The sequence below is a fragment of the Paracoccus aerodenitrificans genome, from assembly GCF_027913215.1.
Lineage (GTDB): Bacteria > Pseudomonadota > Alphaproteobacteria > Rhodobacterales > Rhodobacteraceae > Paracoccus > Paracoccus aerodenitrificans.
In genome coordinates this window covers 1,289,812-1,303,887 of the sequence record NZ_CP115784.1, presented here as the reverse complement: position 1 = coordinate 1,303,887, position 14,076 = coordinate 1,289,812, and the positions used below count along the sequence as shown (strand labels likewise).

The 14,076-nt window shown below is 60.8% G+C and carries 16 protein-coding genes; 6 read left to right on the top strand and 10 right to left on the bottom strand.

Annotation, left to right across the window (positions count from 1 at the left end):
* Positions 1-32: 32 nt before the first annotated feature.
* From PAE61_RS07885 to PAE61_RS07870, 4 genes are read right to left on the bottom strand one after another with little or no spacing between them, the layout of a single operon-like run.
* The gene (locus PAE61_RS07885; RefSeq protein WP_271114763.1) at positions 33-518 is read right to left on the bottom strand and encodes an O-acetyl-ADP-ribose deacetylase; all 486 of its coding nucleotides are present in this window, start codon (positions 516-518) and stop codon (positions 33-35) included.
* On the bottom strand, positions 518-889 hold the full coding sequence (locus tag PAE61_RS07880; protein ID WP_271114762.1) for an ASCH domain-containing protein: 372 nt from the start codon (positions 887-889) through the stop codon (positions 518-520). Before PAE61_RS07880 ends, PAE61_RS07885 begins: the two co-directional genes overlap by 1 nt.
* A gap of 55 nt (positions 890-944) precedes the next feature.
* A complete protein-coding gene (locus PAE61_RS07875; RefSeq protein WP_271114761.1) occupies positions 945-2,549 on the bottom strand; it encodes a carboxyl transferase domain-containing protein in 1,605 nt (534 codons plus the stop codon).
* A gap of 46 nt (positions 2,550-2,595) precedes the next feature.
* On the bottom strand, positions 2,596-3,180 hold the full coding sequence (locus PAE61_RS07870; protein WP_271114760.1) for a lysozyme inhibitor LprI family protein: 585 nt from the start codon (positions 3,178-3,180) through the stop codon (positions 2,596-2,598).
* Between the two features lie 146 nt (positions 3,181-3,326).
* On the opposite strand from PAE61_RS07870, the gene PAE61_RS07865 reads away from it, so the two are divergent.
* Positions 3,327-3,950 (top strand): OmpW/AlkL family protein, encoded by a 624-nt coding sequence (locus PAE61_RS07865; RefSeq protein WP_271114759.1) that lies wholly within the window; start codon positions 3,327-3,329, stop codon positions 3,948-3,950.
* A gap of 196 nt (positions 3,951-4,146) precedes the next feature.
* On the opposite strand, the gene PAE61_RS07860 is transcribed toward PAE61_RS07865, so the two are convergent.
* Positions 4,147-5,076, bottom strand: coding sequence for a hypothetical protein (locus PAE61_RS07860; protein ID WP_271114758.1), 930 nt, complete (start codon positions 5,074-5,076; stop codon positions 4,147-4,149).
* Positions 5,077-5,092: 16 nt separating this feature from the next.
* Positions 5,093-6,253, bottom strand: a complete 1,161-nt coding sequence (locus PAE61_RS07855; RefSeq protein ID WP_271114757.1) for an isovaleryl-CoA dehydrogenase — start codon at positions 6,251-6,253, stop codon at positions 5,093-5,095.
* A 160-nt stretch (positions 6,254-6,413) separates the two neighbouring features.
* On the opposite strand from PAE61_RS07855, the gene PAE61_RS07850 reads away from it, so the two are divergent.
* Genes PAE61_RS07850 through arsH form a run of 5 tightly spaced genes read left to right on the top strand, consistent with a single transcriptional unit; the run spans position 6,414 to position 9,432 of the window.
* Complete coding sequence (locus tag PAE61_RS07850; RefSeq protein WP_271114756.1) at positions 6,414-6,746, top strand: ArsR/SmtB family transcription factor; 333 nt, start codon at positions 6,414-6,416, stop codon at positions 6,744-6,746.
* A 9-nt stretch (positions 6,747-6,755) separates the two neighbouring features.
* On the top strand, positions 6,756-7,271 hold the full coding sequence (locus PAE61_RS07845; protein WP_271114755.1) for an arsenate reductase ArsC: 516 nt from the start codon (positions 6,756-6,758) through the stop codon (positions 7,269-7,271).
* Positions 7,272-7,275: 4 nt separating this feature from the next.
* Positions 7,276-8,328, top strand: a complete 1,053-nt coding sequence (gene arsB, locus PAE61_RS07840) for an ACR3 family arsenite efflux transporter (RefSeq protein ID WP_271114754.1) — start codon at positions 7,276-7,278, stop codon at positions 8,326-8,328.
* Complete coding sequence (locus tag PAE61_RS07835) at positions 8,325-8,744, top strand: arsenate reductase family protein (RefSeq protein WP_271114753.1); 420 nt, start codon at positions 8,325-8,327, stop codon at positions 8,742-8,744. Before arsB ends, PAE61_RS07835 begins: the two co-directional genes overlap by 4 nt.
* The gene (arsH, locus tag PAE61_RS07830; protein WP_271114752.1) at positions 8,737-9,432 is read left to right on the top strand and encodes an arsenical resistance protein ArsH; all 696 of its coding nucleotides are present in this window, start codon (positions 8,737-8,739) and stop codon (positions 9,430-9,432) included. Before PAE61_RS07835 ends, arsH begins: the two co-directional genes overlap by 8 nt.
* Before the next feature lie 77 nt (positions 9,433-9,509).
* On the opposite strand, the gene PAE61_RS07825 is transcribed toward arsH, so the two are convergent.
* From PAE61_RS07825 to PAE61_RS07810, 4 genes are read right to left on the bottom strand one after another with little or no spacing between them, the layout of a single operon-like run.
* Positions 9,510-10,835 (bottom strand): aspartate aminotransferase family protein, encoded by a 1,326-nt coding sequence (locus PAE61_RS07825; RefSeq protein ID WP_271114751.1) that lies wholly within the window; start codon positions 10,833-10,835, stop codon positions 9,510-9,512.
* A gap of 43 nt (positions 10,836-10,878) precedes the next feature.
* The gene (locus tag PAE61_RS07820; RefSeq protein WP_271114750.1) at positions 10,879-11,136 is read right to left on the bottom strand and encodes a hypothetical protein; all 258 of its coding nucleotides are present in this window, start codon (positions 11,134-11,136) and stop codon (positions 10,879-10,881) included.
* A gap of 9 nt (positions 11,137-11,145) precedes the next feature.
* Entirely contained in the window at positions 11,146-12,534 is a 1,389-nt protein-coding gene (locus tag PAE61_RS07815) for a phosphohexomutase domain-containing protein (protein ID WP_271114749.1), read from the bottom strand.
* On the bottom strand, positions 12,534-13,991 hold the full coding sequence (locus PAE61_RS07810) for a mannose-1-phosphate guanylyltransferase/mannose-6-phosphate isomerase (protein ID WP_271114748.1): 1,458 nt from the start codon (positions 13,989-13,991) through the stop codon (positions 12,534-12,536). Before PAE61_RS07810 ends, PAE61_RS07815 begins: the two co-directional genes overlap by 1 nt.
* Positions 13,992-14,076: the final 85 nt, after the last annotated feature.

Below are 14,076 nucleotides of genomic sequence, written 5' to 3'. Positions count from 1 at the left end.
TGCCGCAGGGTATTTGGGTGAAGAAGAAATCCTCATCCCAAAGCCTTGCGCAGAGTTTCGGCACTGGCCGCGTCGAAGGCAACCAGAGTGACATCAAGCCCGGCATCGTGATCCCGGATCGTCCGGATGGCGATGCGGGCGGCACGATCTGCCGGGAAACCGTAAATGCCGGTCGAGATGGCCGGGAAGGCGATGCTGCGCAGGCCATGTTCACGCGCCAGATCGAGGCTGCTGTGATAGGCCGAGGCCAGCAATTCATCCTCGCCGCTGCCGCCGCCCTTCCAGACCGGGCCGACCGTATGGATGACATGGCGGGCGGGCAGGTCGTAGCCCCGGGTGATCCGCGCCTCGCCTGTCGGGCAGGACCCGAGTTTCCTGCATTCTTCCAGCAATCCCGGCCCGGCAGCACAGTGGATCGCGCCATCGACACCGCCGCCGCCAAGCAGGGTTTCATTCGCCGCATCGACGATGGCGTCCATATCCAGCGTGGTGATATCGCCTTGCCAAATCCTGATCATCAATAGGTCTCCACCAGCCGGAAACGTTCGCAGACCAGATCCATCTCTGGATGGAAACCGCCATTGCGGGTGAAGAAATCAATATGGGCCTGACGCCATGCATCGTAATCGCCCTCTCCCTCGGCAAGGGCGAATTCTTCGGGAATGTCACAGAAGCGGCGTATCGTCACCTCGACCGTCTCGATCAGCAGGGCCGGATTGCCGTCCCAGTCAAGCGCGACATCGCGGCGGCCCACCCGGGGCAGTGCCTCGCCCTTGTTCTGGAAATCGCGCAACGCTCCGCAGGTCGCGGTTTTCGCGCCAGTGCGCACCAGTTCCAGCAGGGCGCTGTTCAATTCGCGCGAATCTCCGAATTTGAAACTGACCGTCATCGCCCGTTCATCCTGGTTGAAATATCCCCGCCGGAGGCATCCACCATCGCCACACTCACATCCGGAAGACGCCGAAGCGCGTCGGCGCAATCGGCGCGTTCAGGCTGGCGCGCAGCGACAGGGACAGCACGTCGCGGGTCTTGCGCGGGTCGATGATCCCGTCATCCCAGAGCCGTGCCGAGGCATAAAGCGGGTGGCTCTGCCGTTCGAACATCTCAATCGTGGGGCGCTTGAATTCGGCCTCTTCCTCGGCGGACCATGTGCCGCCCTTGCGCTCAATCCCGTCGCGGCGGACGGTGGCCAGCACACCTGCCGCCTGCTCGCCGCCCATGACGCTGATCCGGCTGTTCGGCCATGTCCACAGAAAGCGCGGCGAATAGGCGCGGCCCGACATGCCGTAATTGCCCGCCCCGAAACTGCCGCCCACCAGCATGGTGATTTTCGGCACATTGGTCGTCGCCACCGCCGTCACCATCTTGGCCCCATGCCGGGCGATGCCTTCGTTTTCGTATTTCCGACCGACCATGAAGCCGGTGATGTTCTGCAGGAAAATCAGAGGCGTGCCGCGCTGCGAACAGAGTTCGACGAAATGCGTCCCTTTCTGGGCGGCTTCGGAAAACAGCACGCCGTTATTGGCGATGATCCCGACCGGGCAGCCCTCGATATGGGCGAATCCAGTGACAAGGGTTTCGCCGAACCTTACCTTGAACTCATCGAAACGCGAGCCGTCCACGACCCGCGCAATCACCTCGCGGATATCGTAAGGGGTGCGCAGATCGCCCGGCACCACGCCGAGGATCTCCTCGGGGTCATAGGCAGGCGCCTCGGGGCTGTCCCAGACCACGGTTTCGGGCATGCGCCGGTTCAGATGGCTGATCGCGCGGCGGGCCTGGGCAAGCGCATGGGCGTCATCCTCGGCCAGATAATCGGCCACGCCCGACAGGCGGGTATGGACATCGCCGCCGCCCAGATCCTCGGCGCTGACCACCTCTCCGGTGGCGGCCTTCACCAGAGGCGGCCCCGCAAGGAAGATCGTGCCCTGATCGCGGACGATGATCGTCACATCGGACATGGCGGGAACGTAAGCCCCGCCCGCCGTGCAGGAGCCCATCACCACGGCGATCTGGGGAATGCCCTTCGCGCTCATCCGGGCCTGATTATAGAAGATGCGCCCGAAATGGTCGCGATCCGGGAAGACCTCATCCTGATTGGGCAGGTTCGCGCCGCCGCTATCGACCAGATAGACGCAGGGAAGATGGCATTCTTCGGCGATTTCCTGTGCGCGGAGATGTTTTTTCACCGTCATCGGGTAATAAGTGCCGCCCTTGACCGTCGCGTCATTGGCCACGACCATCACATCCTGACCGTGCACGCGCCCCACACCGGCGATCACGCCCGCGCCGGGTGCCGCGCCGTCATACATCTCATGCGCCGCCGTCGCCCCGATCTCCAGAAAGGCAGAGCCGGGGTCCAGAAGATTGGCCACCCGTTCCCGCGGCGGCATCTTGCCACGGTCGATATGGCGCTGCATCGAGGCCTCGCCACCGCCCGCAGCGGCCAGTTCCGCTGCCTCACGCGCGGCGTCCAGAAGGGCCAGATGCGCCTCGCGATTGGCGCGGAACGCGTCGGATGAAGGGATGGCTGTCGATTTCAGTTTCATATGTCTTCCTTCCCACGGGCGGCTGATGCGGTTCTGCCCAACGGCCTCACCGCATCCCCTGTTCATCGTGCAGCGCCCGGCGCAGGCGAAGCGCCTGCAGGGCGGTCTCATCCAGCAGGCAGCCGGCGCGGATGACGCCGACAATGCTGCCACCTTGCCACGGCCGGGCATTCCAGTCGCAGGTCGAATCCCGATAGGCGATCCAGTCGCGCTGCATCTGGCGCAGCAGGATCTCAGGTGCCATTTCGGTGGTCACGCGCGGATCGCCGGGATGGGTCCAGCCCTTCGCCTCTGCGATGAGCTCCTGATAGGACTCGTTCAGGATCCCGTCCCAGAACGCGGTTTCCTGTGCCGTGCAGCCGATCATCGAAGCGGTGGAATCGCCGCCGGGCTGCGCCATGCAGGCCTGCGCGGCAAGACCGATACAGCCCGTCCCGCTTCGTCCCGCACGGCTGTCCGGGGCCGCATCCGCCTGCTCCAGACAGAGCGCGACAAGGGCCAGTTCTTCCGCCGGTTCATCGGGAGGTACGGCGGCGACATCTTCCGTGGCAAAATCCTGCGCGGCGGCAAGGGACCATGCCGAAAGCGCGGCTGCCAAAGCGAAGCCGGTTATGGCGATACGAGGGATCATGCAGCATGCCTCCAAGGATATCCGGCGGTTCTGCCGCGTCGGATTGTCGCAATGCACCGCTCTCTGGCGGTGAGTTGATTCAGATCATGGTTGCGGGGACCGCGCGGGCCTTGGGTGCAGCGGTACGTATAAGCAAGAGGTTTGCCATGAGACGTCAGATCCTGACCACCGCAGCAATCGCGGCCACTGCCCTGGCAGCGGCCAGCCCCGCCTTCGCCCAGTCGCAGGGAGACTGGACCATCGGTCTGGGGATCGCGAATGTGAATCCGAAATCCGATAATGGCGATCTGGCGGGCGGCGCGGTGCCGACCGATATCGACGACAGCACGCGACCCAGCATCACCTTCGAGTATTTCATCCGCGACAATCTGGGAATCGAGGTTCTGGGTGCGCTGCCCTTCAGCCACAGCATCGAATCCAACGGGACCGAGATCGGCAAGGTCAAGCAATTGCCGCCGGTCGTCTCGCTGCAATATCACTTCGACGCTACGCCGCAATTCAAGCCCTTTATCGGCCTTGGCGTGAACTTCACCGGGTTTTACGACGCCGATGCGCGGGGACCGCTGGCGGGTGCCGATCTTCAGGTCAAGAATAGCTGGGGTCTGGCGGCCCATCTGGGCGCGGATTACTGGTTCAGCGACCAAAGCGCATTCCGGGCCGATCTGCGCTATATCGACATCAACTCGGATGTTGAGCTGAACGGGGACGATATCGGCGATGTCGATGTCAATCCGACCGTGTTCGGCATCAGCTATATCAGGAAATTCTGAGCGGGTTTTCCCGCCATTCCGAAAATTCCGGGCGTCGGCGATGCCGATGCCCGGACTGTTATGCGTACTGCTACGGCATGTTATTTCCGTTATCGCCTGCCCGGAAATCAGCTTACCGCAGCCTATTAGCAACTCCATCTTACAGCACTTCCTGCTGCGCTCTTGGAGCGGATAGCTGATGTATGTGCTCAAGTGCTCAGCTTGTCCCATAATCGTCCCCAATATTGGAACGGCGCTCGAAGTCCTCGGCAGGCAAGCCTTTGAATCTCATAATAGAGTTCGAACCCTCAATTTTATTAGGAAACGGAAAGCTAACATTCACTTTTGAAGCCTTCTCGATAAGCATTTCAAGCGTGGCAATACGCCAAGCGAGGATAGCTGACACGATAAGCGAATTAACGTACAGAACCCCGATATCTTCACGAAAATCAAATGTTTCAAAAGAAAGAGAATGCAAAAATTCGCTTCCCTTGGTCGTCTTTTTTTCCCGCCAAGTCTCTACACATATTACTTCGGTAGCGGGTAAGAGTTCGTGCCACGCACCATCATGTTCAACATTGATACCAAGCGCACTTGTATTACTCGCAGCACGCGCTCTACCGTGTTTAATGCCATTTACAAAATCACGCTCGGCAACGAAGGCCGCTTCATTAATGATGAAGCGCTCAAGCGTAGGACATAATGCAGGCTCCGAGTTCCCGGTCGCCTTGAAACCGAGCCACTCCGAAAAGGCATAGCTACGCCCACAAACGCTGGCGTAACCTTCAGGAACTTTTTGCGCTGCAATGGAAGTATATGCGGAGTTCAGGTGATCTGCACGGACAACGCTATTGAACCTTGCCAGCGGCATATCTCCTTGTCCCGAAAGAAGCAGCGCAAAAAGTTGCTCGGACGACAGATATCTAAATAATCGGACAGCAAGCTTATCTTGCTGCGAGAGATCCCCAAGGTGGCAGAATTCGCCATCATTGTTTGGGTCGTGCACTTTTACATTAGTGACCTGATCGGTTCGGGTAAGGCGTGTGACAACAGCCAGCCAAGCATTTGGCAACAATCCCGCTAAAGAAGCCAGTTCGGCTTTCCGCAGATCGTCAGGCCAATTCTCATATAGGAAGCTTTGGGCCATTTAGTCTTTACCTATCTCATGCCCCGGCCATCAATTCCCGGCCGATCAGCATGCGCCGGATTTCGGATGTGCCCGCCCCGATTTCCATCAGCTTGGCGTCGCGGAACAGGCGGCTGACCACGCTGTCATTCAGGAAACCCGCCCCGCCGAGCGCCTGCACCGCCTGATGGGCCTGCACCATTGCCTGTTCCGAGGCATAGAGCACCGCTCCCGCCGCGTCCTGCCGGGTGACCTTGCCCGCGTCGCAGGCCTTCGCGACCTCATAGACATAGGCCTTTGCGGTGTTCATCGCCACATACATATCGGCGATCTTGGCCTGCATAAGCTGGAAATCCCCGATGGGTTTGCCGAATTGCTTGCGTTCCTTGCTGTAGGGGACAACCTCATCCAGACAGGCGGCCATGATGCCCGTCCCGATCCCCGACAGAACCAGCCGTTCGTAATCGAGGCCCGACATCAGCACACGGACGCCCTTGCCTTCCTCGCCCAGAACATTCTCGAAGGGGACTTCGCAATTCTCGAAGATCAGTTCTCCGGTGTTCGATCCGCGCATCCCGACCTTGTCGAAATGCGGACCCTGCGTGAAGCCGGTCATGCCCTTTTCGATGATGAAGGCGGTGATGCCTTTCGATCCGGCCTCGGGATCGGTCTTGGCATAGACCACCAGCGTGTCGGCATCCGGCCCGTTGGTGATCCAGTATTTCGCGCCATTCAGCACGTAATATCCATTGCGCTTTTCCGCCTTCAGCTTCATGCCGACCACATCGGAACCCGCGCCCTCTTCGGACATGGCGAGCGCCCCGATATGCTCGCCGGAGCACAGCTTCGGCAGGTATTTCTTCTTCTGCTCCTCGGAAGCGTTCAGTTTGAGCTGGTTCACACACAGATTGGAATGCGCCCCATAGGACAGACTGATCGAGGCCGAGGCCCGCGCGATTTCCTCGGTCGCGATGGTGTGGGCCAGATAGCCCATGCCCGAGCCGCCATATTCCTCGGCCACTGTGATCCCCAACAGGCCGAGTTCACCGAACTCCTGCCAAAGCTCATTCGGAAAAGCGTTCTTGCTGTCGGTTTCCGCCGCGATGGGCTTGATGCGTTCCTGCGCGAAGCGATGCACCATATCGCGCAACGCACCGATATCCTCGCCCAGATCGAATTCCATGCCATGCGTAAACATCGCCAGCTTCCCCTCCCGTTATTTGAACATACGTTCATTTAAACTGAAATATGCGTCAGACAGCCCCCCTGCGTCAATCCCAGACTGCGCCGGAGGTTTTTTTGCGTCAATCGCGATGAGAAGATTGCGTTATTCTTAATGATTCGATATTACATGAAATATGGAACAGTTTATGGCACTCGAATCACTCTCCGCTCTGGCACATGACACAAGGCTGGATGTGTTCCGCCTGCTGATCAAGGCCGGGCCTGCCGGGATGACGGCGGGCGATATCGCCGCCGCGCTGGAGGTGCGGGCGAATACGCTGTCGAATAATCTCAATATCCTCTCGACGGCGAAGCTGGTCAGATCGGCACGCGAGGGCCGTTCGATCCGCTATTTCGCCGAGATGGAAACCATGCGCGGCCTGCTTGCCTTCCTGATGGAGGATTGCTGCCGGGGTGCGCCGGAACTGTGCCAACCCGTTCTGGACAAGATCATATGCGACTGCTGAGGCAACAAAATGTCAGATAGACCCTATAACGTCCTGTTTCTCTGCACCGGCAATTCCGCCCGGTCCATCTTCGCCGAATCCATTCTGAACAAAGAGGGCAAGGGCCGGTTCAAAGCCTACTCTGCCGGGTCTTCTCCAAAAGGAGAGCTGCATCCCTTCACCGTGCAGCTTCTGCAACGGCTTGGCTATGACACGGAGGGGCTGCGCTCGAAAAGCTGGGACGAGTTCGCGACCGAAGGCGCGCCCGAGCTGGATTTCGTCTTTACCGTCTGCGACAACGCTGCCGGAGAAACCTGCCCGTACTGGCCCGGTCAGCCGATGAGCGCACATTGGGGCATCCCCGATCCCGCGGCGGCAGAGGGCAATGACACGGAACGGCATCTGGCCTTTTCAGAGGCTTACAAGATGCTGCTGAACCGCATCTCGATCTTCGCCAATCTGCCGATTGCCTCGCTTGACCGCATGTCGTTGCAGCACAAGCTGGATGAGATCGGCAAGACCACACATTCCGAGACAGAGAACTGATCCCATGACAGACACAGATATGACCGGGGGCAGCGCCCTCGGTATCTTCGAGCGTTGGCTCAGCCTCTGGGTCGCGCTTGCGATGGCCGCCGGTCTGATCATCGGCAGCATGTCTCCCGGTCTGGTCGAGAGCATCGCCGGTGCGGAAATCGCCTCGATCAATCTGGTCGTGGCGGTGCTGATCTGGGCGATGGTCTTTCCGATGATGGTCAATGTCGATTTCGGCGCGGTCGCCGGAGTCGCCCGCCAGCCGCGCGGATTGCTGATCACCCTTGCGGTGAACTGGCTGATCAAGCCGTTTACGATGGCGTTTCTGGCGGTGCTGTTCTTCGATTACGTCTTCGCGCCGTGGATCGCGCCCGAAGATGCGCAGCAATATATCGCCGGACTGATCCTGCTGGGGGCCGCGCCCTGCACGGCGATGGTTTTCGTCTGGTCGCAACTGACGCGGGGCGATGCGACCTATACGCTGGTTCAGGTCTCGGTGAACGATCTGATCATGGTGGTGGCTTTCGCACCCATCGTGGCGCTGCTGCTTGGCGTGACCGAAATCGCCGTACCGTGGCAGACTCTGGTTCTGGCGACGGTGCTTTATGTGGTGCTGCCGCTTGCGGCAGGGCTGATCACGCGGCGGATGCTGGGATCGCAGCAGGCTATCGAGGCCTTCTCGGCCCGGATTAAGCCGCTGTCGATGATCGGGCTGATCGCCACGGTGGCCATCCTGTTCGGGCTTCAGGGCGAGGTGATCCTGAACCGGCCAGTTATCATCCTGATGATCGCCGTGCCGATCCTGATCCAGAGCTATGGCATCTTCGCCATCGCCTATGGCGCGGCCTGGGTCATGCGGGTTCCGCACAAGATCGCGGCACCCTGCGCCATGATCGGCACCTCGAATTTCTTCGAGCTTGCCGTGGCCGTCGCGATCAGCCTGTTCGGGCTGAATTCCGGCGCGGCGCTTGCAACCGTGGTTGGGGTGCTGGTCGAAGTGCCGGTGATGCTGTCACTGGTCGCCTTCGCCAACCGCACACGCAACCGCTTTCCGACGGAGACAGCATGATCGTCATTCACCACAACCCAGATTGCGGCACATCGCGCAATGTTCTGGAAATCATCCGCAAATCCGGCACCGAGCCGGTCGTCATCGACTATCTGTCGGAAGGGTGGACGCGCCCGCAATTGCTGGCCCTGTTCGCCGCTGCCGGGCTGACACCCAGGCAGGCCCTGCGTGAGACCAAATCCCCGGCTGAAGAACTTGGGCTGCTGAAAGACGGGGTGGATGACGACACGATCCTGAATGCGATGCTGGAACATCCGGTCCTGGTCAACCGGCCCATCGTGGCCTCGCCGAAGGGGGTGCGGCTGTGCCGCCCCTCGGAAACCGTGCTACCGCTGCTGGACCGCCTGCCGCCGGGGCCGCTTTACAAGGAAGACGGGCAGATGATCATCAGCGAAAACGGAGAGATCGTTGACTGACCTGCCCAATCTCGATCCGAATGCGGTTCAGATGATCGACCCGGCGCGCCTTTCGCAGGACAAGCCGGCGCGTCACAAACCGCGCATTCTTCTGCTTTACGGCTCTCTGCGCGAGCGCAGCTATTCGCGCTTTCTCACCGAAGAGGCCGAGAGGCTGCTGATCCATTTCGGCTGCGAGACCCGGATCTTTCACCCCGGCGGCCTGCCTTTGCCGGATGACGCCCCCGCCGATCACCCCAAAGTCGCCGAACTGCGCGAGGCCTGCCAGTGGTCCGAGGGGCAGGTCTGGACCAGCCCCGAACGCCACGGGGCGATGACCGGCGTGATGAAAAGCCAGATCGACTGGATCCCCCTGTCGCTTGGCGCGATCCGGCCCACTCAGGGGCGGACGCTGGCGCTGATGCAGGTCTCTGGCGGATCGCAAAGCTTCAACGCGCTGAATCAGATGCGGGTTCTGGGGCGATGGATGCGGATGCTGACCATCCCGAACCAATCCTCTGTCGCGAAAGCATATGACGAGTTCGATGAAGCCGGACGCATGAAACCGTCCAGCTATTACGACCGCGTTGTCGATGTGGTCGAGGAACTTGTCAAATTCACCCTGCTGACGCGCGATATCTCGCCCTATCTCGTGGACCGCTATTCCGAGCGCAAGGCGAGCCTTCAGGACCACATGTCGAAGCTTTAAGCGGGATGCGATCCGGCCCGTTCATCCCGGTCGGATCGCTTTTGCGGGCCATCCCGGCATCTGCACCCCCGGCTGTCTCAGGCGAGCGCGTCATCAATCGCGCCGGAAAGTTTTTCGACAAGCTCCCCGATCTGATCATCCCCAATGATGAACGGAGGCGCCAGCAGGACGTGATCGCCGCGCCTGCCATCTATCGTCCCGCCCATCGGATAGCAGATCAGCCCGGATTCGAAGGCAAGGCGCCTGATCTTCGCATGGATCCTGCGCCCGGGATCGAAGGGGGTTTTCGTGGCGCGGTCCTCGACCAGTTCGATGCCGCGGAACAGCCCCCTGCCCCTGATATCCCCGATATGAGGATGCTGGCCGAACGCGTCATGCAGCGCATGATCCAGCCTTTCGCCCTGCATCTTCACACGCGCCAGAAGATCGCGGCCAAGGATCGCATCCAGAACCGCGCCCGCCGCTGCCGCCGCCATCGGGTGGCCCATATAGGTATGGCCATGCTGGAAAAACCCCGACCCGGAGGCAATCGCGTCATAGACCCGGCCCGAAGCGATCATCGCTCCGACCGGCTGATATCCCGCGCCGAGACCCTTGGCGATACACAGAATATCGGGCGAGACGCCATCCTCGTCGCAGGCAAAGAGATGCCCGGTCCGGCCCATGCCGCACATCACCTCATCGAGGATCAGCAATACGCCATAGCGGTCGCAGATCTCACGGATACGGGACAGATATCCCGGCACGGCAGGCACCGCGCCCAATGTCGCCCCGACCACAGGTTCGGCAATGAAGGCCATGACGCTCTCGGGGCCGAGACGCAGAATTTCGGCCTCCAGCTCATTCGCGACGCGCTGACCGTAATCATGCTGCGTTTCGCCGTCCTCTCTGTCCCGATATTCATAGCACGGGGAAATATGCGAGGTTTCAACCAGCAAAGGCGCGAATTGCGCCCGCCGCCACGCATTGCCGCCCGCTGCAAGTGCGCCGAGCGTATTGCCGTGATAGCTTTGCCGCCGGGCGATCACCCGGTGACGTCCGGGCTGTCCGGTCTCGGTGAAATATTGCCGCGCCAGTTTCAGCGCCGCCTCGACCGCCTCGGACCCGCCCGAGACAAGATAGACGCGCTCAAGCCCGTCCGGCGCATGGGCGATCAGCCGGTCAGCCAGTTTCTCTGCCGCCTCCGAGGTGAAAAACCCGGTATGCGCGAAGGCCAGTTCGTCAAGCTGCGCATGCAGGGCCGCCCGCACATCCGGGTCGGAATGCCCCAGACAGGACACTGCCGCCCCGCCCGAAGCATCGAGATAGCGCTTGCCGGAACTGTCGACGATATAGCAACCATCGCCACGCGCCGCGACCGGAAGCTGCGCCGAGGCCCAGCGGCCGAAAATATGATTAGCCATGACGATGCTCCTGTTTCACAGCGCCTGTCGGAATGACGATTCATCATTCTGTGGCAGAAAGCTGCGCCTGTTTCGAGCGGCATTTCAACCCGATATTGTCCTGAACCATGCGCATGACGCGTGGTTGAGACATACAGTATTGAAAGAGGGGAGAGGTGTGATCCGGCGGAAGCCGAGGTGGCGGCTCCGGGACCAGGCGGCGGTCGTTATCCCGGATCACGCCGCCATAACGCGAAGGTAAGCGGAAGGTTTCCGGGCTGCTGGCATTTAACAAAAGATGTGTCTTTTGCGCAACAGACATATCCCTGCCTCAGCCCCCGAACGACTCGCCCTCATCGATCAACCGCCGCAATTTCGCGACGCTCCGATCCAGCAAATCACGGTCTCCACGCGATTCCGCGTTCAGTCGCAGCACGGGCTCCGTCTGGGAAGATCGCAGATTGAACCGCCATGTCCCCATGTCCAGCGACAACCCGTCCGTTTCATCCCGGCCCTGCGCCTCCGCTCCGAAGATTTCTTCGACACGGGCACGAGCGGCGTCAGGATCGGCGACGACGAAATTGATCTCACCGGATGACGGAAAGGCGGCACGGCGATCCGCCACCAGATCCGAGAGCGGCTTCTTCGCCCGGCCCATCAGCTCGGTTACGAGAAGCCACGGGATCATGCCGCTGTCGCAAAAGACGAAATCGCGGAAATAGTGATGCGCGGACATCTCGCCGCCATAAACCGCGTCATGTTCCCGCAAAGCGGCCTTGAGGAAAGCATGGCCGGTGCGGGACTGGATCGCGGTGCCACCGGTGCTTTCGACGATATCGCGCGTGTTCCAGATGATGCGCGGGTCATGGACGATGCGTGCGCCCGGCTCTCGGGCCAGAAATGCCGCCGCCAGCAGACCGACGATATATTCGCCATCGATGAAGCTGCCGGTCTCATCGAAGAAAAAGCAGCGGTCGAAATCGCCATCCCAGGCGATCCCCAGATCCGCGCCTGCCTCACGTACGGCATTGGCCGTCACCGGCTGGTTTTCAGGCAGAAGCGGGTTGGGAATACCGTTCGGAAAGCTGCTGTCGGGCTGGTGATGGATGCGGATGAACTCCAGCGGAGCGCCAAGCTGCGCCAGCTCGTCGGCAATCGCGTCAAAGGTCGGCCCCGCCGCACCATTGCCTGCATTCACGACGATTTTCAGCGGGCGCAGCGCGGTGACATCCACGAATTCCAGAACCCGCGCAACATAGGCCGCCCGCGCCTCGAACGAGACATCGCGGCGGCTGCCACCGGGCAGAGCCGCCCTGAAATCATCCGCCTCGGCCAGTTTGCGGATCGCATCCAGACCCGTCGCCCCGTCAAGCGGAGCCGACCCGGCCCGGACCATCTTCATGCCGTTATAATCCATCGGATTATGCGAGGCGGTCACCTCGATGCCGCCGTCAGCATCGAAATGCGTGGTGGCGAAATACATTTCCTCGGTCCCGCAAAGGCCCAGATCCAGAACCTCGACCCCTTCGGCGATCAGCGCATCCGCCACCGCATCGGCAAGCTCAACGCTTGAGGCACGGATATCGCGACCCAGAACCACCCGCTTCGCCCCAAGCGCCCGCGCAAAGCCGCGCCCGATGCGAAAGGCGATGTCCGCATCCAGATTCTCGCCCAGACGGCCCCGGATATCATAGGCCTTGAAACAGCTCAGAGCAGCCATCAGCCCCTCGCCCCCTGCCCACGGGCATAGATATCCTCATAGCGGATAATATCGTCCTCACCCAGATAAGAACCGGTCTGAACCTCGATCAGCACCATCGGCAGCTTGCCGGGATTTTCCATCCGGTGAACCGCGCCAAGCGGCACATAGACAGACTGGTTCTCGGTCACCAGCTTGACCTGATCATCGACCGTCACCCGCGCGGTGCCTTCGACGACGATCCAGTGTTCCGCCCGGTGGTGATGGCTTTGCAGGCTCAGCGAGGCGCCCGGATTGACGACGATGCGCTTGACCTGAAAACGCGGCCCCAGAACCAGCGTTTCATACCAGCCCCAGGGGCGGTAATCGCGCGGCAGGGTCTCTGCCTGCGGGATGTTTTTCGCCTTCAGCAGATCGACTGCCTTGCGCACATCCTGCGCCCGGTCCTTCGGTGCGACCAGAACCGCATCGGGCATGGCAATGGCGATGAGATTGTCCAGACCGATCCCGACCAGCACCTGCCCTTCCGATTCAGAGCGCAGAAGCGTGTCGCGGCAATCTATGGCCTGCGCCTCGCCCGAGACGGCAACCCCGTTTTCATCCGGCCCCTGCTCGCGCCAGACCGCATCCCATCCGCCAAGATCGGACCAGCCATCCGAAAACGGCACGACGGCCAGATTATCCGCCTTCTCCATCACCGCATAATCGACCGAAATCGACGGTGCCTTCGCATATTCATCGGGTGCGAGACGCAGAAAACCCAGATCCGAGGTCGCATCCTTCAATGCGGTCGAGACAGGTTCGACGATATCGGGGGCGTGTTTGCGGAACGCCTCGACCATATCGGCGGCACGGGCAAGGAAAATCCCCGCATTCCACAGAAACCGACGCGATTCCAGCATGTCGACCGCCGTTGCCGCATCCGGCTTTTCGACGAAGCGCACCAGATCGGATGTCTCGCCCGAGCCGTCCGGCGCATCGGAGAGTTCCAGATATCCGTAGCCCGTTTCGGGCCGGTCCGGGGTGATGCCGAATGTGACGATCTTTCCCTGCGCAACTGCCGGAAGCCCGCGACGGACCGCCTGCCGGAACGCATCAGCATCCGGGATCGCATGATCCGATGGGGCCACCAGCATGATCGCCTCGGGATCGCGGGCCAGAAGATAGAAGGCAGCGGTCAAAACGGCCGGAGCCGTATTACGCGGCTCGGGTTCGATAATGACCGCGCCCGGATCGACGCCGACATTCGAAAGCTGTTCGATCACGGCAAAACGGAAATCGCCTCCAGTGACGATGACGGGCGGCTGGAATCCCTCTGCTTCGGCCTCCGCCCCGGAAAAGCGCAGCCCCGCCTGCTGGAACAGGGTTTCGTCGCCGAGAAGCTCCACAAACTGCTTGGGATAGGATTTACGCGACAAGGGCCAGAGACGCGTGCCCGAGCCTCCGCTGAGGATGACAGGAAAGACAATCTCAGACATTTCGCTGTTTTCCTTTTTTATCATTTCCTTGCGGAGATGATATAGAAAACCGGCAAGCACCGGCCCCCTCCTCATTACGCGGCAG

Excerpts from the sequence above, each read along its gene's own strand:
- PAE61_RS07885 (WP_271114763.1), bottom strand. The coding sequence starts at position 518 with ATGATCAGGATTTGGCAAGGCGATATCACCACGCTGGATATGGACGCC.
- PAE61_RS07880 (WP_271114762.1), bottom strand. The coding sequence starts at position 889 with ATGACGGTCAGTTTCAAATTCGGAGATTCGCGCGAATTGAACAGCGCC.
- PAE61_RS07875 (WP_271114761.1), bottom strand. The coding sequence starts at position 2,549 with ATGAAACTGAAATCGACAGCCATCCCTTCATCCGACGCGTTCCGCGCC.
- PAE61_RS07870 (WP_271114760.1), bottom strand. The coding sequence starts at position 3,180 with ATGATCCCTCGTATCGCCATAACCGGCTTCGCTTTGGCAGCCGCGCTT.
- PAE61_RS07865 (WP_271114759.1), top strand. The coding sequence starts at position 3,327 with ATGAGACGTCAGATCCTGACCACCGCAGCAATCGCGGCCACTGCCCTG.
- PAE61_RS07860 (WP_271114758.1), bottom strand. The coding sequence starts at position 5,076 with ATGGCCCAAAGCTTCCTATATGAGAATTGGCCTGACGATCTGCGGAAA.
- PAE61_RS07855 (WP_271114757.1), bottom strand. The coding sequence starts at position 6,253 with ATGTTTACGCATGGCATGGAATTCGATCTGGGCGAGGATATCGGTGCG.
- PAE61_RS07850 (WP_271114756.1), top strand. The coding sequence starts at position 6,414 with ATGGAACAGTTTATGGCACTCGAATCACTCTCCGCTCTGGCACATGAC.
- PAE61_RS07845 (WP_271114755.1), top strand. The coding sequence starts at position 6,756 with ATGTCAGATAGACCCTATAACGTCCTGTTTCTCTGCACCGGCAATTCC.
- arsB (WP_271114754.1), top strand. The coding sequence starts at position 7,276 with ATGACAGACACAGATATGACCGGGGGCAGCGCCCTCGGTATCTTCGAG.
- PAE61_RS07835 (WP_271114753.1), top strand. The coding sequence starts at position 8,325 with ATGATCGTCATTCACCACAACCCAGATTGCGGCACATCGCGCAATGTT.
- PAE61_RS07825 (WP_271114751.1), bottom strand. The coding sequence starts at position 10,835 with ATGGCTAATCATATTTTCGGCCGCTGGGCCTCGGCGCAGCTTCCGGTC.
- PAE61_RS07820 (WP_271114750.1), bottom strand. The coding sequence starts at position 11,136 with ATGTCTGTTGCGCAAAAGACACATCTTTTGTTAAATGCCAGCAGCCCG.
- PAE61_RS07815 (WP_271114749.1), bottom strand. The coding sequence starts at position 12,534 with ATGGCTGCTCTGAGCTGTTTCAAGGCCTATGATATCCGGGGCCGTCTG.
- PAE61_RS07810 (WP_271114748.1), bottom strand. The coding sequence starts at position 13,991 with ATGTCTGAGATTGTCTTTCCTGTCATCCTCAGCGGAGGCTCGGGCACG.